This is a genomic window from Arthrobacter roseus, assembly GCF_016907875.1.
Classification (GTDB): domain Bacteria; phylum Actinomycetota; class Actinomycetes; order Actinomycetales; family Micrococcaceae; genus Arthrobacter_J; species Arthrobacter_J roseus.
The window spans coordinates 1,833,324-1,852,473 of the sequence record NZ_JAFBCU010000001.1; the positions used below are offsets into that span (position 1 = coordinate 1,833,324).

Annotated in this window: 18 protein-coding genes; 7 read left to right on the forward strand and 11 right to left on the reverse strand. The window is 56.4% G+C overall.

The window, feature by feature from the left end:
* Positions 1 to 3: 3 nt before the first annotated feature.
* Complete coding sequence (trpD, locus tag JOE65_RS08975; protein ID WP_205162867.1) at positions 4 to 1,062, reverse strand: anthranilate phosphoribosyltransferase; 1,059 nt, start codon at positions 1,060 to 1,062, stop codon at positions 4 to 6.
* 156 nt (positions 1,063 to 1,218) lie between these two features.
* Here trpD and ctaE point away from each other — a divergent pair, with 156 nt between their 5' ends.
* From ctaE to qcrB, 4 genes are all read left to right on the forward strand, one after another.
* A complete protein-coding gene (ctaE, locus tag JOE65_RS08980) occupies positions 1,219 to 1,857 on the forward strand; it encodes an aa3-type cytochrome oxidase subunit III (protein ID WP_205162868.1) in 639 nt (212 codons plus the stop codon).
* Between the two features lie 53 nt (positions 1,858 to 1,910).
* Entirely contained in the window at positions 1,911 to 2,708 is a 798-nt protein-coding gene (qcrC, locus tag JOE65_RS08985; RefSeq protein ID WP_205162869.1) for a cytochrome bc1 complex diheme cytochrome c subunit, read from the forward strand.
* A 91-nt stretch (positions 2,709 to 2,799) separates the two neighbouring features.
* A complete protein-coding gene (qcrA, locus tag JOE65_RS08990) occupies positions 2,800 to 3,825 on the forward strand; it encodes a cytochrome bc1 complex Rieske iron-sulfur subunit (protein WP_205162870.1) in 1,026 nt (341 codons plus the stop codon).
* A gap of 1 nt (position 3,826) precedes the next feature.
* Positions 3,827 to 5,515 carry a cytochrome bc1 complex cytochrome b subunit gene (gene qcrB / locus JOE65_RS08995; protein WP_205162871.1) on the forward strand — a complete coding sequence of 563 codons (1,689 nt, stop codon included), beginning with the start codon at positions 3,827 to 3,829 and terminating at the stop codon, positions 5,513 to 5,515.
* Positions 5,516 to 5,594: 79 nt separating this feature from the next.
* On the opposite strand, the gene JOE65_RS09000 is transcribed toward qcrB, so the two are convergent.
* Positions 5,595 to 6,326, reverse strand: a complete 732-nt coding sequence (locus JOE65_RS09000) for a GntR family transcriptional regulator (protein WP_205164112.1) — start codon at positions 6,324 to 6,326, stop codon at positions 5,595 to 5,597.
* A 257-nt stretch (positions 6,327 to 6,583) separates the two neighbouring features.
* On the opposite strand from JOE65_RS09000, the gene JOE65_RS09005 reads away from it, so the two are divergent.
* Both JOE65_RS09005 and JOE65_RS09010 read left to right on the forward strand, forming a co-directional pair.
* The gene (locus JOE65_RS09005; RefSeq protein ID WP_338021595.1) at positions 6,584 to 7,450 is read left to right on the forward strand and encodes a UbiA family prenyltransferase; all 867 of its coding nucleotides are present in this window, start codon (positions 6,584 to 6,586) and stop codon (positions 7,448 to 7,450) included.
* Positions 7,447 to 8,871, forward strand: a complete 1,425-nt coding sequence (locus JOE65_RS09010; protein ID WP_205162872.1) for a phytoene desaturase family protein — start codon at positions 7,447 to 7,449, stop codon at positions 8,869 to 8,871. The genes JOE65_RS09005 and JOE65_RS09010 overlap by 4 nt, the downstream gene beginning before the upstream one ends.
* Here the strand turns inward: JOE65_RS09010 and JOE65_RS09015 are convergent.
* From JOE65_RS09015 to JOE65_RS09055, 9 genes are all read right to left on the reverse strand, one after another.
* Positions 8,845 to 9,759: a carotenoid biosynthesis protein gene (locus JOE65_RS09015; RefSeq protein WP_338021596.1), complete on the reverse strand. Its 915-nt coding sequence runs from the start codon at positions 9,757 to 9,759 to the stop codon at positions 8,845 to 8,847. The two genes, JOE65_RS09010 and JOE65_RS09015, sit on opposite strands and share 27 nt — an antisense overlap.
* Entirely contained in the window at positions 9,663 to 11,330 is a 1,668-nt protein-coding gene (crtI, locus tag JOE65_RS09020; RefSeq protein WP_205162874.1) for a phytoene desaturase family protein, read from the reverse strand. The genes JOE65_RS09015 and crtI overlap by 97 nt, the downstream gene beginning before the upstream one ends.
* Positions 11,327 to 12,235, reverse strand: coding sequence for a squalene/phytoene synthase family protein (locus tag JOE65_RS09025; protein WP_205162875.1), 909 nt, complete (start codon positions 12,233 to 12,235; stop codon positions 11,327 to 11,329). Before JOE65_RS09025 ends, crtI begins: the two co-directional genes overlap by 4 nt.
* A gap of 5 nt (positions 12,236 to 12,240) precedes the next feature.
* Positions 12,241 to 13,308, reverse strand: a complete 1,068-nt coding sequence (locus tag JOE65_RS09030; RefSeq protein ID WP_205162876.1) for a polyprenyl synthetase family protein — start codon at positions 13,306 to 13,308, stop codon at positions 12,241 to 12,243.
* A 152-nt stretch (positions 13,309 to 13,460) separates the two neighbouring features.
* Complete coding sequence (locus JOE65_RS09035; protein WP_205162877.1) at positions 13,461 to 13,862, reverse strand: cytochrome c oxidase subunit 4; 402 nt, start codon at positions 13,860 to 13,862, stop codon at positions 13,461 to 13,463.
* A 5-nt stretch (positions 13,863 to 13,867) separates the two neighbouring features.
* Positions 13,868 to 15,595: an aa3-type cytochrome oxidase subunit I gene (gene ctaD, locus JOE65_RS09040; protein WP_205162878.1), complete on the reverse strand. Its 1,728-nt coding sequence runs from the start codon at positions 15,593 to 15,595 to the stop codon at positions 13,868 to 13,870.
* 14 nt (positions 15,596 to 15,609) lie between these two features.
* Positions 15,610 to 16,455 carry an aa3-type cytochrome oxidase subunit II gene (gene ctaC / locus JOE65_RS09045; RefSeq protein ID WP_205162879.1) on the reverse strand — a complete coding sequence of 282 codons (846 nt, stop codon included), beginning with the start codon at positions 16,453 to 16,455 and terminating at the stop codon, positions 15,610 to 15,612.
* Positions 16,456 to 16,620: 165 nt separating this feature from the next.
* Positions 16,621 to 17,007, reverse strand: a complete 387-nt coding sequence (locus JOE65_RS09050; RefSeq protein ID WP_205162880.1) for a HesB/IscA family protein — start codon at positions 17,005 to 17,007, stop codon at positions 16,621 to 16,623.
* Between the two features lie 95 nt (positions 17,008 to 17,102).
* Complete coding sequence (locus JOE65_RS09055; protein WP_205162881.1) at positions 17,103 to 18,512, reverse strand: dipeptidase; 1,410 nt, start codon at positions 18,510 to 18,512, stop codon at positions 17,103 to 17,105.
* A gap of 55 nt (positions 18,513 to 18,567) precedes the next feature.
* On the opposite strand from JOE65_RS09055, the gene JOE65_RS09060 reads away from it, so the two are divergent.
* On the forward strand, positions 18,568 to 19,143 hold the full coding sequence (locus JOE65_RS09060; RefSeq protein WP_420827520.1) for a DUF3043 domain-containing protein: 576 nt from the start codon (positions 18,568 to 18,570) through the stop codon (positions 19,141 to 19,143).
* The last annotated feature ends 7 nt before the right edge of the window (positions 19,144 to 19,150 follow it).

The following is a 19,150-nucleotide window of genomic DNA, read 5'->3' on the forward strand; positions in this document are numbered from 1 at the left end:
ATTTTATTGGGTCGCCTCCACCCATCGATCCAACACCGCAGAGGCGGCACCGGAATCAATGGAATAACGCGCTGCATCCAGGTTTGCCCGAATGCGTTCGCTGGCCAGTCCGGTGGCCGTCGTATCAGCGGCTGCCATGCCTGCGGCGGCATTGAGCACGACGGCGTCCCGCACCGGTCCGTGATCGCCCGCGAGGACACTCCTGACAACACTTGCGTTGTAGCTCGGGTCGCGGCCCTTCAAAGCGTCGACGGGCACCACATCCAGACCAAAATCCGAGGGCGATACTGTCGACGGCGTCACGATCCCTTCCCGGACATCCCATATGTGGGATGGGCCCGACGTCGTCATCTTGTCCCGACCATCACTGCCTCGGAAGACCAGCGCCTGAGTGCCTCGTCGCGCCAGAACACCGGCCATTAGCGGTGCCATACGCGAATCAGCCACACCGAGTGCCTGGTAGCCAACACGGGCGGGATTGGTCAAAGGGCCCAGGACGTTGAATGCGGTTCGGATCCCCATGTCCCGCCGGGTCACGGCCGCGTGGCGCATTGAGGGATGAAAGACCTGGGCGAAACAGAAGGTGATGCCAACCTCATCAGCTACTTCTGCCACTCTCTCCACTGGAAGATCCAGGCGCACACCGAGTGCCTCGATGACGTCTGCGGCTCCGGATGCACTGGACGCGCCCCTGTTGCCGTGTTTGACAACTTTGAGCCCAGCCCCGACGACAACCAGCGAAGACATAGTCGAAATGTTGAGAGTCTCCAGCCCGTCTCCTCCGGTTCCAACGATGTCCAGCGCCGGGCCTCTCACGCTGATCCGGTGGGCACGGGCGAGCATGGCTTCAGTCAAGCCCGTCAGTTCCTCGACAGTCTCGCCTTTTGCTGCCAAGCCCATGAGAAAAGCTGCCAATCTGGAAGGACTTGCGCCGCCGTCCATGATGTTTTCCATGGCCCAGGCTGTCTCACCAGAGGCAAGATTCTTACCCTCGACCAGCTTCCCGAAGAGCTGTGGCCAGGTGTACACGGGTGGATTTGAACCGGAAATATCACTCACCATCCAAGGTTATCTACGTTTCGTAGAAATTCTTGATTTCTTTCTACTTACATTACTTCCGCGCCAGCACTGGGAAGAGCCGCCTTCCCAGCTCCGACGGACGCGCCGGTGTTGGTTCAGCATTGGAGAACTGGGCAGTTTTAGAGCCATAATGTTCTTGTGACAACTGCGACCCATGCCCCCACTAGCCCCGTGCACCCTACGCTGAACAGGCCCAACATGGTTTCCGTCGGAACCGTTGTGTGGCTGGCCAGTGAACTGATGTTCTTCGCGGGCCTTTTTGCCATGTACTTCACTCTCCGCTCGACGTCGTCGGAAATCTGGGCCGAAGAGACCCAGCTGCTCAACGTTCCGTTCGCTCTGGCGAACACGATCATCTTGGTGGCCAGTTCCGTGACCTGCCAGTTTGGTGTCTTCGCGGCCGAGCGATTGCAACCCCGGCGACTGGCAGGGGTATTCAATATCGCCAAGTGGGGCATGGTCGAGTGGTTCTTGCTCACCTTCCTCATGGGCGCCGTCTTTGTGGCTGTCCAGGCGTTCGAATACGCCCACCTGGTTTCGGATGGAATCACGCTTGCCTCCGGCCCCTACGGTTCGGCGTTTTACATCACCACGGGCTTCCATGGACTGCACGTTATTGGGGGCCTGGTGGCTTTCCTGCTGATTATCGGGCGTGCTTATGCCGCCCGTAGGTTCGGACACTTTGAGGCGACCTCCGCAATCGTTGTGTCCTACTACTGGCACTTCGTTGATGTGGTCTGGATCGGCCTCTTCATCATCATCTACTTCCTCCAGTAGATGCATCACACAATCGTTTCAACAGCAATGGCTCGACAAGAAGGAACCATCACGTGAAGGCACTATCGCAGAGGCGACGTCACCCACTGGCAGCGATTGCGCTGCTGTTATTGGGACTGCTCGTTACGGGTGGCTTGTATGCCGTCGCGAGTACCGCCAATGAAGCCAAAGCTGAAACTACGTATTCCGCAGGTGACGTGGCCGAAGGTGAAAAGTTGTTCGTCGCCAACTGTGCAACGTGTCACGGTATGGGTGCCAGCGGCAGCGACGAAGGTCCATCTCTGGTGGGCGTCGGCGCAGCAGCCGTTGATTTCCAGGTCGGCACCGGTCGCATGCCGCTTCAGATGAGTGGGCCCCAGGCTTTGGAGAAGCCGGTTCAATTCACTGATGAGCAGACGTCACAGCTTGCCGCATACGTAGCCAGTTTGGGTACCGGGCCGGGCATCCCTGAGGAGCAGTACCTCCAGCATGATGACCTCGAAGCCGAAGAAATTGCCGAAGGCGGCGTGATCTTCCGCGTGAACTGCGCCATGTGTCACAACGCTGCTGCCGCTGGAGGAGCGTTGACCAGAGGCAAATTCGCACCAGGTCTTGAGGACGTCAGCGAAAAGCATATTTACGAGGCCATGGCTACGGGGCCACAGAACATGCCCGTGTTCAACGATGCCAACATCACGCCTGAAGACAAGGAAAAGGTCATCGGCTTCTTGAAGACCATCGAAGCGCAGGGTTCACCGGGTGGAGCAGATCTCGGGTCCCTTGGCCCGGTTTCTGAAGGTCTGTTTATCTGGGTAGCTGGATTGGGAGCAATCATCGGGTTCACCGTATGGCTGACGTCTCGATCCTCGTAGAAGATCAACACTCGTCCCCGCTCGAATGAGCGACTCACAGGAATTAATGCAGGTTTTAACATGAAGTATCTAAAGAAGGATGAGGGGGATCATGAGCGACCATAGTAACGGAGGTCCGGACACCTCGGGCACCGTCGCTACGGCTGGTCAGGGTGATGCAGAAAAGTTCCGGGATCCCGGGCTACCTCCGCACCGCGCCCGACTTGCCGACAGAGATCCAAGGGCTGAGAAGCGAGCAGAGCGACAGGTTGCAATCCTCTTTGTGATCTCCGTCATCGGTACCCTAGCGTTTTTCTACGCATATTTTTTCATCGAACTAGACCAGACGATAGGGACACTGCGCCTGCAGAACCTGATCCTCGGTTTGGGAACCACCTTTGCGATGCTCGGCATCGGTGTGGGTATCGTTCATTGGGCAAAGACGCTCATGCCGGACCATGAAGTCGTCGAGAGTCGCCATGAAATCCGTCCCGAATCTGACCGTCAGGACGCCGAGAAAATTATCGGGGACATCGTCGAGGAAACAGGAATCAAGCGCCGACCGCTGATTCGAAACTCCCTCATCGGCGCTGTGTTGCTCGCGCCTCTTCCTGCCATCGCCATTTTCAGGGATCTCGGGCCCCTCCCTGGGGATTCACTGCGCCACACCATGTGGGATACCGATGTTCGTTTGACACGAGACCCTGACGGCACGCCAATCAAGGCCTCGGACGTTACGATCGGTTCGGCATTCCATGTGATCCCTGAAGGACTCAACGAAGCCGAACACAAGCTCGAGGAAAAGGCTAAGGCTGTTGTACTCCTGATGCGCCTCAACCCTGAGGAATTGAATCCCTCCGAGGGTCGCGAGGACTGGGGCTACAATGGTATCGTTGCTTACTCTAAAATTTGTACCCACGTTGGTTGCCCCGTGGCACTCTACGAACAGCAGACTCACCACCTGCTGTGCCCGTGCCATCAGTCAACATTCGACCTGACACAGGAATGTAAGGTCATCTTTGGACCAGCTGTAAGGCCACTTCCTCAGTTACCGATCACGGTCAACAATGAGGGTTACCTCGTGGCACGCAGTGACTTCCATGAACCCGTTGGACCTAGTTTCTGGGAGCGTGGCTAGCATGAGTAGCACATCAACGACCACGGCCTACCGGCCGGCGACTAAGGTCGGTCGCATCACCGACTTTGTCGACACACGCGTGGGCGGCTCTGCCATGGTCAAAGAATTTGGCCGGAAGATCTTCCCCGATCACTGGACGTTCATGTTCGGTGAAGTCGCCTTGTACTCGTTCGTTATCCTCCTGTTGTCGGGGACATTTCTCACGTTCTTTTATGACCCCTCGATGGCAGAGACGCACTACGATGGTAGCTACGTTCCGATGAAGGGCGTGGAGATGTCAGTCGCTTACGCGTCCAGCCTTGATATTTCCTTTGATATTCGTGGTGGGCTCTTCATGCGTCAGGTGCATCACTGGTCGGCGCTGCTGTTCGTCGCCGCAGTTTCCGTGCATATGTTGCGAGTCTTCTTCACCGGTGCGTTCCGGCGTCCCCGTGAACTCAACTGGGTAGTGGGCGGCGTCCTGCTGATTCTGGCGATGGCCGCGGGCTTTACAGGCTACTCACTTCCCGATGACCTGCTTTCCGGGAACGGGCTGCGAATCATCGATGGAGTTATTAAGGCTCTGCCTGTTGTTGGCACTTACATCAGCTTCTTCCTCTTCGGTGGTGAATTTCCGGGGACAGCGATAATTGGTCGCTTGTATGTTCTACACATCCTCCTCATTCCTGCCATCATCTTGCTGATGATTGTCATCCACCTCTTCATGGTCGTGGTTCACAAGCACACTCAATACCCTGGGCCGGGACGCACAAACGAGAATGTGGTTGGCTTCCCCGTCGGCCCTGTCTACGCAGCGAAGGCAGGTGGATTCTTCTTCATCGTCTTCGGCATCATTGCGTTCATCTCTGGCGCGTTCACCATCAACCCCATATGGAACTACGGTCCCTACGACCCCTCGCCCGTATCAGCAGGCACCCAGCCTGACTGGTACATCGGGTGGGTCGACGGCGCTCTAAGACTGATGCCAGGATGGCTGGGTAACTTCCCGTTCGAATGGCACATTCCCTTCCCTTGGGGAACGAACACCCTCAGCCTGAATGTGCTGATTCCCTCCCTGATACCAGCGGGCATTGTCTTCACGCTGCTCTTCGCTTGGCCATGGATCGAACAGTGGATCACCAAGGACAACAAGGAACACCATTTGCTCGATCGTCCGCGCAATGCACCGGGTCGAACCGGAGTCGGCGTTGCAGGGGTCGTTTTCTACTGCGTTTTGTGGGCAGCAGCGAGCTCGGACCTCGTCGCGACACACTTCCATGTATCGCTCAACGACGTCACTTACTGGCTACGAGCGTTGTTCTTCATCGGTCCGATCCTGGGCTTTGTCATCGCCCGCCGAATTGCGCTGGCGCTTCAGCGCAAGGACCGTGAGATTGTTCTGCATGGTAGGGAGACGGGACGAATCGTCCGACTCCCACATGGCGAGTACATCGAAGTTCATGAGCCGCTGGACGACTATAAGTTGTACAAGCTCGTTAGTTACGACGCGCCCAAGGCTATCCCTGCCCAGGCAGACGGTAATGGACACATCCCCAAGTCAGAGAAGGGTCGCGCTCTGGTGTCACGGTTGCTCTTCGAAGACCGAGTGGCTCCCGTAACTCCTAGCGAGCTACAGGCAGCACATTCACACAGTCATCAGAATGAAGTCGCTGCTGAAGCTGATGCTCAGGCCTCGATCGACAAGCACTAAGTGCATCTGACACTGTTCAAGAATGGCCCCGGCGTACACAGTGCCGGGGCCATTCTTTATTCTTTCTCAGCCTATGTCCTCATGGTCGCGCAAGTCGCCGAGGACTGTAGCCTCGTGGTGACCGAATACCAGGGCGCTGCAGCGGCACCCAGAGCTTATATCGGTCGGCGCGGTAGTACGACACGGAATAGTCGACCATGGCCCGGGATACGTAGGCGTGTCGTTCGATTTTGAGCAGTGGCGCTCCCATTTCAACGTGAAGAAGCCGTGCAATGGATGGTGAGGCAGCCGTGGCTTCTATAGTGTCCTCTCCCCATTCCATAACCAACCCATACTTCTCGCTGAGAACGTTGTAGAGGGACGTTGGCGGTGGGTCATCCAAGATGCCGGGGACCCTGCTCGCGGGTATAAAATTCTCATCGAAACTCATGGGATCACCGTCAGCGAGTAACTGCCGACGAAAGCGTATGACTGGTTGACCCTCCTCCAGTTGCAGTTCCCTGGCCAGCCGTGGTGTTGCGCCGATCTGTTCGAAGCTCAGGACGTGTGCGTCTGGGACCATTCCGCGCCTATGCATCTCCTCAGAGTATGAGGTCAGTTTGATCTGTAGGTCCACTTTCGATTGTGCGACGTACGTGCCTACCCCCACCACCCGTTCCAGCAGTTCCTCGGCAACAAGTGCATCGATGGCATGTCGAACCGTCATCCTCGCTACCCGAAAGTATTGTGCGAGATCCCGCTCTGAAGGTACGGACTCTCCTGCTGTACAGTGCTCCACGATGTATGGACGAAGTTGCTCCCTCAGCTGCATGTGTTTGGGGGTTCCCGGCGCCCCTTCCAGAGTTGCGACGTGCACGCGAAGTTTCCTGAGGCTCTGGCTGATGTTCGCTGCCCCGGTGGCCGAATAAGACATGGAATCAGTCTATGGTGGTTGCTCCTTGGCCTCGTAGGGCACAGTAGAGTTGATCACGCGGCCGTCACCTTGTCGGCAGCACGGCTTACACGTCGTTTTCTGTTCGCTGCCCCTACGAGAGGCACACGCAGTGCGGTAGGAGAGGGGTCCCAGACGTGCCTGCTTCAGTTATATTGTCCGTGCCCAGACGGATTGTGCACATCTCCAGACCTGTGCTGTGGATCAACACCATCGGCACAGGCGTTATCGGAATGTGGCTTGCGGGAGACTTGTGGAACTGGGATGCTCTCGGCGTTCTACTCTGGTTGACGCTCCCCTTCAACCTGCTGATCTATGGCGTAAATGACGTAAGTGATCAGGATACGGACGAACTCAATCCTCGGAAGGGTACTTTTGAGGGCGCTCGTATCCGGTCAAGTGAGGTCCGCGTGATCTGGGCGGCTGTCATAGCGATTAATCTTCCATTCCTCATATACTTCACGGTGACACTACCGTCTGCCGCGCTCATATGGATCGCACTCTATGCTCTGGTGTTCATCGGCTATTCCGTTCCGCCATTGAGATTCAAGGCACGACCGTTCTTTGACTCGCTGAGCAACGCTGCCTATGCACTGCCTCTGGTCATCATCCCGATCGCACTGGACGTGCAGCCTGTCTGGTCCGCTGTTCTGGGGCTCATGGCGTGGAGTGCGGCAAAGCACACATTCGATGCTGTACAAGATATTGCCGATGACGCACGTGCGGGGATCACCACGACAGCCGTGCGATTGGGTGCTCGCGGAGTTGTCCTGTGGAGCGGCGCTTGGTGGGTCGTCGCCACGGTTTGCTTTGCACTGATCAACGTACCGTTGGCAGTTATCAACGCCGTGATCGCCGGTTGGCTGCTACGGGAGCTCTACAAGACGCCGACGCCCCAAAAAGCACATGAACTTTACCCCTATTCGATCGCGTTCCCCTATATCGCTGGAACAGCCGCAGGCATCCAGCTCGTGGTCGCACTACAGCTTGGATGGTACACATGAGTCGGATCGTAGTCATCGGAGGTGGCGTCGGAGGACTTGTGGCAGCCGTACTTCTGAGTTGGTCAGGTCACAGCGTTACCCTACTGGAGGCTGGGCGATCGTTGGGCGGCAAAAGTCGACGAATCGAGTTGGATGGGCAACAGCTGGACACAGGCCCATCACTGTTTACCTTTCCATCAGTTTGGGAGGAATTTCTGGCCCGATTGGAGCAAATGTCCTCGAAGTTCCCCACTTCGGTGAAAGACGTCGCCGGGTTGGAGCTCGAACGTCTTCCGAGCGTTGGACGTTACTACTATCACGATGACAATTGTTCCCTGCCTGTTCAGCCGGGGCACGCCTGGTATCCCGCATGGAAGCGATTTGCTGAAATACATGGTGGGCTGGGCGCGCCCATCACCAGGTTATTGACGACCGCCCCTACGGCACCAGCAGCCGCGCCATCGCTCGCGAGGCTAGGAATGTTGTATGGACGGCATCTCACCACTCGTAGTTACCTCGACAGCCTGACCTGGCTGCCTGACGGGCTGCGGGAGATCATCGCTATCCATACCCTCAATGCCGGCGTCGGTCCATCCCAAACACCAGCTCTCTACGCAAGCATGCCTGCGGTCATGGCTCACGACGGCGTGTGGGTGCCTCGCGGCGGAGTCTACGAGCTGATCCGTGCTCTGGAGCGATTGGCGGTGCGCGGAGATGTAGATGTGCGGACGGATGAAGAAGTATACGAAGTGGCATCCGGTGCAGTAACGACGTCGAAAGGCGTATACACCGCGGACGTGGTTGTCAGCGGTATAGACGAGCAGAAGCTTGAAGCATTGTTGGGGAGGCCCGTCCCTACTCCGGTGCAGAACCGCTCGTGCTCAGCGATTGGTCTTTACGCGGTGCTCAAACGTCCGCTGCCCGAAGGCACAGCAGGGCACAGCGTTGTGCTTCCCGATGATCCTTCTTCGTTGTACGCCAGTCTCCGCGCCCATCGGGAACCGGATCAGACCATGGCTTTCGTCAACTACTACCCTGCGGATGGCCATGAATCAAACACCAAGAACACTTTGGCACTGTTGCTGACATCGCCATCGAACGGCAGTAGCTATCGCTTGGACAGTGATTTTGTGAGACGGGAGCTCAGCCGGGTATCGAACCTGTTAGGACTAGGCACCGCTGTGGAGGACTACATTGAAAGCCATCTCATCCTGGATCCTGCGTATTTCAGCATGGCAGGATCTGGTGGGGGTGCACTCTACGGGAGAATTCGACCACTGTGGATGAGTGGGCCCTTCCATCAACCACGTGCCCATAGTTACCGGCGTCCCTGGCTGTGGCGCGTCGGAGCTTCCGTGCATCCGGGGGGTGGCTTACCGGCAGTCATAGGCGGCGCAATGATGACCGTTGATCGTCTAAATAAGTCGTCGAGAACTATCTGAATCCGCCGAACTCAGTACGGTTTCAGCAATGTGCTTCAGCTGGATCCGCCGTCGAACACTGACAACAAGCAACAACACGGCGAGTACCGCGGGAATGACGAGTCCAGAGAAGACCGTTACTCCTAACCAGAAGGTAAGGGAAGCGATCATACTGTCCAACAGTTCAGGTCGGCAGGTTCGAGTCCTTAAAGCCGGCCCACCAATCAGGGTCAAAAGGGTGACGGAAACCAATCCGGAAATTAACCAGCCGACGTAATTGCTCAGTGGAATCCCGTAATAAACCCCACCTCCTGGCCACGTCCAGAACCCCAACATCGCGGCGCCGGGGTCGAGTACCCCGTCTACCATGACAAGAAATAGTGTTGCCCACAAGATTCTATGCAACCTGCGGCTGTTGGCGGCAAACATCCCGACTGACCCAATCACCAGAGGAACGTACGACAGAGGCAGCAGGTATGGAACAATGCCAAAGACCTTCGGGCCGAGCGCGGTGCCGTACTCGAAGTTCCCATACGGTACCCCAGTAACCGTTCCAAAACCCTCGATGAGGTACGCGAAAAGTGCTACGCTCACGATTCCGACGATAGCGCGCCTAAAGCCGAGTTGCCACCACAGACCAATGAGCGAGGGTAGGGCAATGAGAAGATTGAAGCCGTACGATGCGATGGATGTTCCAGGAACGTCGGGGAACCGCAGAACGAAATAACCCGAAAAAAACAGGATGACACACAGTGCTACCAGATATCTGGGCAGCCCCCAAGAAGGCTGCCTTTTGATGCGCACCGAAAACCTCAGCCTTGTGTTCGAGTAGGTGCTGGTTCCGCAGTTGGACCTGTACTGGTATCCCCCCGCAGATGCTTGAGGACAAGCTCGGCACTTATCAGACACATGGGCAGCCCAATCCCGGGCAGCGTCGAGCCACCGGCGTAATAGAGACCACTAACCTTTTTACTGGCATTGGAGCCACGGAAGAAGGCGCTCTGTTTCAACGTATGTGCCGGCCCAAGCATAGTCCCCTTCCACGAATTGAAGTCCTCCACAAAGTCCTGTGGACCGACTGTCCTGCGGATAACGATTCGATCCGCCAGATCGTCAATTCCTGCCCAATTAGCGATCTGATCGATGACGGTGTCAGCCAAACGTTCGATGGCCTCATCACCGGCGCCATCAGTGCCTCCCCTGCCCAGACTTGGGTCTGCAGGAATCGGGACCAGCACAAATATGTTTTCGTGCCCGGCTGGCGCCACAGTGCTATCGGAGGCGCTGGGACGACAAATGTACAGCGATGCAGGTTCCGGCACGGAGGAGTTGCGACCGAAGATCTTGCGGAAGTTTTCTCTCCAATCTTGGCTGAACAGTAGCGTGTGGTGCTCCAGCTGAGGCAACGATCCGCGGACGCCAAGGTAGATGAGCAACCCCCCTGGCCCCGGGATTCGTCTCCGCCAGTACCGATGGGGATAGGTCTGCAGGGAGTCATCGACCAGCGTGGTCTCGGTGTGATGGAGGTCTGCTGCCGACACAACCACGTCCGCCTGCAGGCTCTGGTGTTCTCCTTGCTCGTCGAAGTAGTCAACGCCGGTAACGGAGGCGCGGTGCCTCTTTTTGCTCGATGGCGTGCTCTCCCCCGGTTGCGTATGAATGGCGGTGACCGTCATGCCTGTGCGGACAGTGACCCCTTCGGACATGCATAGACCTTCTATGGCATCGATCAGGGTCGTGAATCCGCCGATCGGGTAATACACGCCATCTGCAAGATCGAGTCGGCTCATGAGGTGGTACATGCTGGGAGTCACGAATGGCGAAGAGCCCAAAAATACCGCGGGATACCCGAGGATCTGTCTTAATCGCGGGTCCTTAAAACGCCTGGCTACGTAGCTGTGTAGAGACTGGAGCAATAGTTGAAGAAGTTTTGGGGATTGCTTCAGGACATCAGCAGTCAGCAACGGACGAAACGACGTAAAAGTGGAGTAGAGGAATCTCCTAATAGCGATGTCGTAGGTGTCCGCGGCGGAAACCAGATACCTATCCAGCTTCCTGCCCGCACCGCTTTCAATCTCCTCGAACAGCTTAATGTTCTCGTCACGGTTGGCCACTATATCAACGGGATCACGATAACCCTCAAAGAGTATTCGGTAACCAGGGTCGAGCTTGACTAGATCCAGCCTCTCTGCCGTCGAGGTACCGAATAGTCGGAAGAAATGGTCGAAGACTTCGGGCATCAGGAACCATGAAGGACCGGTGTCGAAGCGGAATCCTTCTGATTCCCAGCTGCCAGCTCTTCCACCGACAGTGGGCTGCTTCTCCAAGACAGTGACGATGTACCCTTCGCGAGCCAGTAGGGCCGCCGTGGCCAGTCCGCTAATACCTGCACCTACGACCACAGCTTTAGCTGAACGACGAGTTTTTGAGCTGACCTGTTCTCGTTCCTCGGCGGTACTTGAAGTTGGTTCTGCATTCATCGAGAGAGCCCGCCGCTGTTGAAGTGAAGTTGACCCGGAACGCGGGTCTTGACCATGACGCGTGCTGCCAGAGCAAGCTTGATTGGATTAGGCACTCGTACTCGCGTCTGGAGCAGTTCCGAGGCAGGAGTGGCGTTCAAGCGACGAACCAATTCAGCAAAGATCTCTTGTGCCAGAGCAACCGCATAGCGGCTCGACGTGGGCAAGAAAGGAATTGCTGCGGCCGAAATCCTGAGATCCGCTTCGATATCCGCTAGCAGACGATCCTTGTCGGCGTTGCTGAAGTTCTCTACACGGAGATCTGGGAAATAACTACGTCCAAGCGATTCAAAGTCCTGGCCTAGATCCCGTAGAAAGTTGACCTTCTGGAAAGCCGCTCCGAGTTTCCTAGCCCCCTCCATGAGGGTCTCCTCCAGCTCGATGGAAACGGTCCCCTTGTAAAGAAAACACCTGAGACACATGAGTCCGATGACTTCAGCGGAACCATAGACGTAATCTGTAAACGACTCTTGGGTGTGCTCGGTCAACGTAAGATCTGCCCGCATGGAGCCGAAGAACGGGCGGGTCAGTTCCGGTCCAATACCCACATCCCGTGCTGTCAGCGCGAACGCGTGAACGATGAGATTCGAGCTATATCCGGACGACAGCGCTGTCTCTGTTTCTTGCTCCAAACCGTCGAGGCGCTTGGCTATTTGGTCCGGCTCTAATCGCGCGGCCGCGGCTGTACCATCCACAATTTCGTCGGCCAGGCGCACCAGGCCGTACACCGACTCTATGCGACCCCTAACACCCCGATCCAGGAGCCGTGAGGCGAGGGTGAACGACGTTGAATAGGACCGAATCACCGTCCCGGCCGTGGCTAGGGCAACGGCGTTGTAGAGTTCCAATCCTGAACTTTTAGACACCCTCCTCACCTGACCCGGTGAACGGCGTCGAAAACAATAGGTTCCAACGCGGACTGTAGCTGGGGAGGAAAGATCCCAGACGAAAGGTATGAGTGCGCCCGGTCGGCGAATCTCTGTGCCGTTTCTAAAGCATAGTCTTGTGCTCCACAATCGCGGAGAATGGTTCTGGCACGATCGGCCTGAGCAACGCTGAGGTCAGGACTCCCGAGGAGGAACGACAGTTCCTCCCAGTCAGACGATTCGCGGGCCACGGCAATTAGAACGGTACCCTTGCCTTCCCTGAGGTCGCTCACTATGGATTTTCCTGTTAACGCCTCGTCGCCAAATACGCCCAACCAGTCGTCGACCAACTGGTAAGCAGTTCCAATGTCACGACCGAAGTCTCCAACGGCGGTAACCACGTCAGGAGAGGCCCCTGCGAGCGTCGCGCCAGCACGCAGCGGGCATTCGAAGGAATACGACGCAGTTTTCAAACCTGCCATCTGGATGATGTCGTCCAAGGTACCCCTATGTGATCCGAGAGAGAAGTCTAGATCAATTATCTCTCCCGCTGCAGAAGCAAATACCGCCTCTTCGAGGATCTCTCGCAACGTGATCTTTAAGTCCGGTGAGGCTTCGGCGCCGTCGAGCACCACGAATGCGTTGGCTAAGGCCAGATCTCCTGCTATGACACCTGCAGATAGTCCGTGGTGCCGGGCGGTGTCCGCCTTGGCGCCAGCCGCCGCGGCCCGGTGCCGATAGGAGCCGGAAACGTTGTCGCGGCCGCGGCGAATAAAGTCCAGGTCTATGACGTCGTCATGGACAATGAGAGCGGTGTGTAGCAGTTCAAATGCCGCTCCGACGTACGCGGCGGCATTTAGATTTGATCCGCCCAGATGCACATATGGTGTCATGACCATGCGAGGACGGAATCGCTTTCCCTCTTCGGTACATTTCTCCAGACTCTCCCAGAGACTCAGATACCGCGAGCTGATCTTTTCAGCTCTAGTCTTTGACCGTTGAAAAAAATCCGTTAGAACGCACTCGACCTCCTGCTGCCCGATGTATGTTTCGATTTGGGAGCCAGTAGTCATGCATCAAGTAAACACGAAGATCTTCCGGGTCGCGAGCACGAAGAGGTGTGTTCGTCCTCAGGTTCAGACTTTCTAGACACTTGACAGGCGATTGACCAATTAAACCCAAGAATGGCCCGTCAAGATACTGACAGGCCACCCTTGAAGTCGGATTAGTGCGCGTGGTTTCCGCGACTGTATTCGTATACCCAACCCACCAAACCAATAAAAGCTAGTCCGGCACTCATGTATAAGATCCACCAACCTATAGCCAAGCCCAGAAAACCACCTGCGCAGGCCAAGGCAAGAACTAGCGGCCACCAGCTCCAAGGGCTGAACATGCCCTGCTCCCCCGAAGCTTCATGGATTTCAGCATCTACCCGGTCTTCCGGCCGAAGCCCGACGCGGCGTCCGGTCACGCTCAAATAGAAGCCGATCATGCCACACAAGCCGGCGACGAGCAGTAGTCCCAGGCCGCCGACGAACTCATTCCAATCCGTCATGAATCCATAGACGACGCCAGCGAGAACAAAGAACGGTACCAGGAACATGAAGAGCTTCGCTTCAACCTTCATAGCGGCTAGGCGTCCTTTCGATCAGCAGCACCGAGTAACTGAGCTGCAGGGGCAGGGGAAACGGGGGTATGCATCTGTTGGAGTTCAGGGTGATGCAAGTCCAAAGCGGGACGCTCTGAACGAATCCGCGGAAGTGACGTGAAGTTGTGCCGCGGTGGCGGGCAAGAGGTAGCCCACTCAAGCGATGCACCGAAACCCCAAGGGTCGTCGACCTCAACCTTTTTGCCCTTGCGCCAGGTGATGTACACATTCCAGAAGAATGGAATCAGTGAAGCTCCCAGAACGAAGGATGAGATGGTGGAGAACTGGTTCATGGCAGTGAACTGATCTTCAGGCAGGTAATCAGCGTAGCGACGTGGCATACCGATGACGCCTAGCCAGTGCTGAATGAGGAACGTACCGTGGAATCCGAGCAGCAACATCCAGAAGTGAATTTTTCCTAGTCGCTCGTTGAGCATCTTGCCGGTCCACTTCGGCCACCAGAAATAGAAGCCAGCGAACATCGCGAAGACGACTGTTCCAAACACCACATAGTGGAAGTGAGCTACTACGAAGTACGTATCTGAAACATGAATGTTCAGAGGAGGCGAGGACAAGATAATCCCCGTCAGGCCGCCGAAGAGGAACGTGACCAAGAAGCCCAGACTCCAGAGCATGGGAGTTTCGAAAGTGAGCGACCCTCGCCACATGGTTCCGATCCAGTTGAAGAACTTCACCCCTGTTGGCACTGCGATGAGCATTGTCATAAAGGCAAAGAACGGCAACGTGACCGAACCTGTTGCATACATGTGGTGCGCCCACACCGTGACGGACAGCGCCGCAATGGCGATCGTGGCGAAGACTATGCCCTTGTACCCGAAAATGGGTTTTCGGCTAAACACCGGGAAGATTTCCGAAACGATACCGAAGAAGGGCAAAGCGATGATGTAAACCTCGGGGTGCCCGAAGAACCAGAACAGGTGTTGCCAAAGAATGGCCCCACCATTCTCCGGGTCAAATATATGTGCACCGAAGCGTCTGTCGGCCCCCAAGGCAAAGAGAGCTGCTGCTAAAGGCGGGAACGCCATGAGGACGAGGATGCCCGTGACCAGCGTGTTCCAGGTAAAAATTGGCATGCGCCACATGGTCATGCCAGGCGCACGCATGCAAATGATGGTTGTAATGAAGTTGACGGAGCCGAGAATCGTACCGAAGCCAGATAATGCTAACCCGAAGACCCAGAGGTCCCCTCCAATCCCCGGAGAGAACGTCGTGTTCGATAATGGCGCATAGGCAAACCACCCGAATGAAGCGGCTCCCTGCGGGGTAATGAATCCAGAGACGGCAATCGTGCTACCAAAGAGGAAGAACCAGAAGGCCAAGGCGTTGAGTCTCGGGAAGGCTACATCTGGGGCACCGATTTGCAGCGGCATCATAACGTTAGCAAAACCGGCGAAAAGCGGCGTCGCGAACATGAGCAGCATCACCGTGCCGTGCATGGTGAACAGCTGGTTGTACTGTTCCTTGGTTTGCAGGAACTGCATTCCCGGTTCGAACAACTCTGCTCGAATCACGAGCGCCATCACTCCGCCGAGGCAGAAGAAGATGAACGATGCGATCAGGTACATGTAACCGATCGTTTTGTGGTCGGTGGACGTCAGCCAGCTGACGACAATGCGGCCCTTGGACACAGGTACAACGCGTGGTGCAACAGTGGTGCCGGAATCGTCCGCGGAGTATTCATAGGTTGCCATTGCTCATGCCTCCCTTACTTCGACGAAACAGATTGGGGATTGCGGTCATAGTCTTCACCGAGCTGACCGCTTTCCAAGGTGTCGAGGTACGCCTCATACTCGGCCTGTGAAACGACCTTGACATTGAAGAGCATCTCCGAGTGGTACTGGCCACAGAGCTCGGCGCACTTGCCATCGAAGGTGCCTTCCTCCTGCGGTGTAAGCGTGAGGTAGTTTGTCTTGCCAGGAATTACGTCCATCTTCTGCAGGAACGCTGGAACCCAGAAGGAGTGGATGACATCGCGGGCATTGAGCTGCAGCTCGACGGACTTATCAACGGGCAGGTAGAGGGTGGGGAGTGTCTCCTCCACCCCTGGCTCACCAGTGAGGTCAGCTTGGATGCCCGCTGAGTACCTATTTTCTTTGACGTAGTTGAAGTCCCATGACCACTGCTTACCACGCACGTCGACGATGACGTCCGGGTCGGGATCGCGTTCGTTGATGGCTCTGATGTCCTGGTCTGTGAAGTAGAACAACACAAGCACCATGAAGAGCGGGACAACCACGTAGAAGACTTCCAGGGGAAGGTTATAGCTAATCTGCCGAGGGAAGCCGGTTTCGTTCCGGCGGCGACGGTAGGCAACGATGCACCAAATGATCAATCCCCACGTGATGATGCCAATCACCAGTGCTGCGATCCACGAATTGACCCACAAATCAGTGATCCGACTTGTGTGGTTAGTCGTGTTGCGTTCACCCGGCAACCAACCCCGTTGGACTTCTGCTGAACAGCCAGACAAAAACAGCGCGCCAGCCGACACTAGGCCGGTGATCCCCAGGATCCTTGCGCGTCGACTGCCGGTTCGAACCTGCGAACTCACAGACGGCCCTTCCTCTTCTTTACATACTTCCTGTCGGCTCGAATTCCGAGCCTATGACGAGGCGTATTGAGTTTTACTACTTACTGTAGAGCTTACCCGTAGGGCCAGCCCCGTTGCGACATTTGGACTGTCAAATCCGAATATTGCTGGAACTGTTGTCAGCCGCTAGTGGAAGGAATCTCCACAGGCGCAGGAGCCACCGGCGTTGGGATTATCGATGGTGAACCCCTGCTTTGAAATAGTGTCTTCAAAGTCGATCGACGCGCCGGACAAATACGGAACACTCATCCGGTCAACAATGACCTCGATGCCGCCGAACTCGCGGACGGCGTCTCCGTCCAGAACCCGTTCATCGAAGTACAACTGGTAAATGAGACCGGAGCATCCTCCCGGCTGGACAGCAACTCGCAGCCTCAGGTCAGTGCGGCCTTCCTGCTCCAGCAGACTACGTACCTTGCCAGCAGCCACGTCCGATATTTCAACTTCGTGCACGGGAAGCTCGCTTGCATCGATCTTGGCGTCATCCTGTGTTTCGTTAATTGAAGTGCTCATGATCTCCCTCTCTTAGCGCGATCCAGAAACTGTACTTGTTGTTGATTTTGCGGATCTTCCCTCAATGGTACTGCGAAGTCCGCTCCCCCATCCAGCTACTGAAGCCCCTCTGAATTCAGCCGTGCCAGCAGCAGCGACTGTGCCACAACAGCTTTCTCGAATTCTGCGAGGTGCAGTGATTCGTTGGCGCTGTGAGCTCGAGAGTCTGGGTCTTCCACTCCGGTGATGAGAATCTGGGCTTCGGGGTAAATCTCTGTGAGATCCGAGATAAAGGGGATGGAACCACCCATACCTGCCTCAACAGCGTTCACGCCCCAGGCCTCACCCAAGGACCACAAGCTCATTTGTGCCGCAGAGGCTGAAGTATCGGTCTGGAAGGGCTTACCCATTTCACCGGGCGTAAACGTGACCTGAGCGCCAAAGGGAGCGTGCTCTTCAACGTGCCGTTGTACAGCCTGCATTGCCTGTTCCGGATCCTGCCCGGGGGCCAGACGCAAACTGAACTTTGCCCTGGCCATTGGTAAGAGCGTGTTCGAGGACAGAGCAACGGTGGGCGCATCGATTCCGATAATCGAGAGCGCAGGCTTGGTCCACAACCTGGAAGCTATGCTTCCGGTCCCCGCGAGCTGTACACCATCCAGAACGGAAGCATCAGTGCGGTAATCGGCTTCCGGATACTCCACAACAGCGTCATCTCCGGAGTGGAGGCCGTCGATGGCGACGTCACCAACCTCGTTATGGAGGGTACTGATCAGACGCGCGAGAAGCGTGGGAGCGTCAAGCACCGGACCGCCGAACATTCCCGAATGCACTGCGTGTTCAAGCACTCTGACTTCGATCGTCCCGTCCACGAGTCCACGCAGGCTCGTTGTGAGTGCCGGTACTCCGACTTTCCAGTTGCTGGAGTCGGCGACAACAATGACATCCGAACGAAGTAGTTCGCGATGGGTTTCGAGAAATTTCCGGAACGTCGGTGAGCCGGCCTCCTCTTCCCCTTCGATGAAGAACGTCACACCCAGCCCAAAATTATTTCCAAGTACATGCTGTACTGCCCGATAGGACGCAATATGTGCCATGATTCCAGCTTTGTCATCTGCGGCACCGCGACCGTATAGTCGGCCGCTACGTTCTACCGCCTCAAACGGTTTGCTGTTCCAGAGCTCTTCCTCACCCGGAGGCTGAACATCATGATGGGCATAGAGCAAGATTGTCGGTTTGCCCGGCGCGGGAGCTTTTGATGCAACCACTGCCGGTCCACCCGTCTTGCCGTTGACATCGACGCGAAGAACTTTCACGTCGTCAAGCCCCAGACTGGCGATCAGAGCACAAACAGCATCGGCGCTGCGCTCGAGCTGATTTGGGTCGAAAGCTTCCCACGCGATGCCGGGAATGGAGACTAGCTCTTTGAGCTCCCGCACCGTCTGTGAGAAGGACCCTGACACGGCGCTTCGCACGGCCGCGGCGTCGACGCCTTCGGGCTGGTTCTGGATCTGTTCTTCATTCATGGTGCCCAGACTACCGGTGCGGCAGCAACACATACATGCAAGGTATCCTTGCATGGTGTTTGGACGTAAAAACGAGGCGCCTTCAGCCCAGGAACAGAAACCACAGGACGCTCCAGTCGTTATGGGCAAAGGAGCCCCAACGCCAAAGCGCAAGACGCAGGAAGCCGCGCGGAAACGCCCGCTGGTGCCGGATGATCGAAAAGCAGCCAAAAAAGCTAACCGCGAAGCCATGGTCATCGAGCGGTCCCGGATGCGCCAAGCGCTGGAAACAGGCGAAGAGCGTTATTTGCCGCTCAGGGATAAGGGCGAGAGCCGCCGATTTGTCCGCGACTACGTCGATGCGCGCTGGAACGTTGGCGAATTCCTGTTGGCATTCGCTCTCGCCTTTGTTGTCCTCAGCCTCGTACCCAGTCCTGCGCTACAGGAAATTATTCTGATCGCTTTCTTTGTCATCATGGCTGCTGTGGTTGTTGACTCGATTCTTTTGTCCCGGTCTCTTCGCAAGCGGTTGACCGCAGCTGTTGGCGACCCAGCGCAGGGCGCCATCTGGTATGGCATCACCAGGGCGCTGCAGATCCGACCCATGCGGCTGCCCAAGCCCAAGGTTCGGCGCGGCCAGTATCCGTCATGAGGGGCAG

Excerpts from the sequence above, each read along its gene's own strand:
- qcrB (WP_205162871.1), top strand. The coding sequence starts at position 3,827 with ATGAGTAGCACATCAACGACCACGGCCTACCGGCCGGCGACTAAGGTC.
- JOE65_RS09010 (WP_205162872.1), top strand. The coding sequence starts at position 7,447 with ATGAGTCGGATCGTAGTCATCGGAGGTGGCGTCGGAGGACTTGTGGCA.
- crtI (WP_205162874.1), bottom strand. The coding sequence starts at position 11,330 with ATGAATGCAGAACCAACTTCAAGTACCGCCGAGGAACGAGAACAGGTC.
- trpD (WP_205162867.1), bottom strand. The coding sequence starts at position 1,062 with ATGGTGAGTGATATTTCCGGTTCAAATCCACCCGTGTACACCTGGCCA.
- ctaD (WP_205162878.1), bottom strand. The coding sequence starts at position 15,595 with ATGGCAACCTATGAATACTCCGCGGACGATTCCGGCACCACTGTTGCA.
- JOE65_RS09050 (WP_205162880.1), bottom strand. The coding sequence starts at position 17,007 with ATGAGCACTTCAATTAACGAAACACAGGATGACGCCAAGATCGATGCA.
- JOE65_RS09055 (WP_205162881.1), bottom strand. The coding sequence starts at position 18,512 with ATGAATGAAGAACAGATCCAGAACCAGCCCGAAGGCGTCGACGCCGCG.
- JOE65_RS09035 (WP_205162877.1), bottom strand. The coding sequence starts at position 13,862 with ATGAAGGTTGAAGCGAAGCTCTTCATGTTCCTGGTACCGTTCTTTGTT.
- qcrA (WP_205162870.1), top strand. The coding sequence starts at position 2,800 with ATGAGCGACCATAGTAACGGAGGTCCGGACACCTCGGGCACCGTCGCT.
- JOE65_RS09000 (WP_205164112.1), bottom strand. The coding sequence starts at position 6,326 with ATGCAGCTGAGGGAGCAACTTCGTCCATACATCGTGGAGCACTGTACA.
- JOE65_RS09030 (WP_205162876.1), bottom strand. The coding sequence starts at position 13,308 with ATGACTACTGGCTCCCAAATCGAAACATACATCGGGCAGCAGGAGGTC.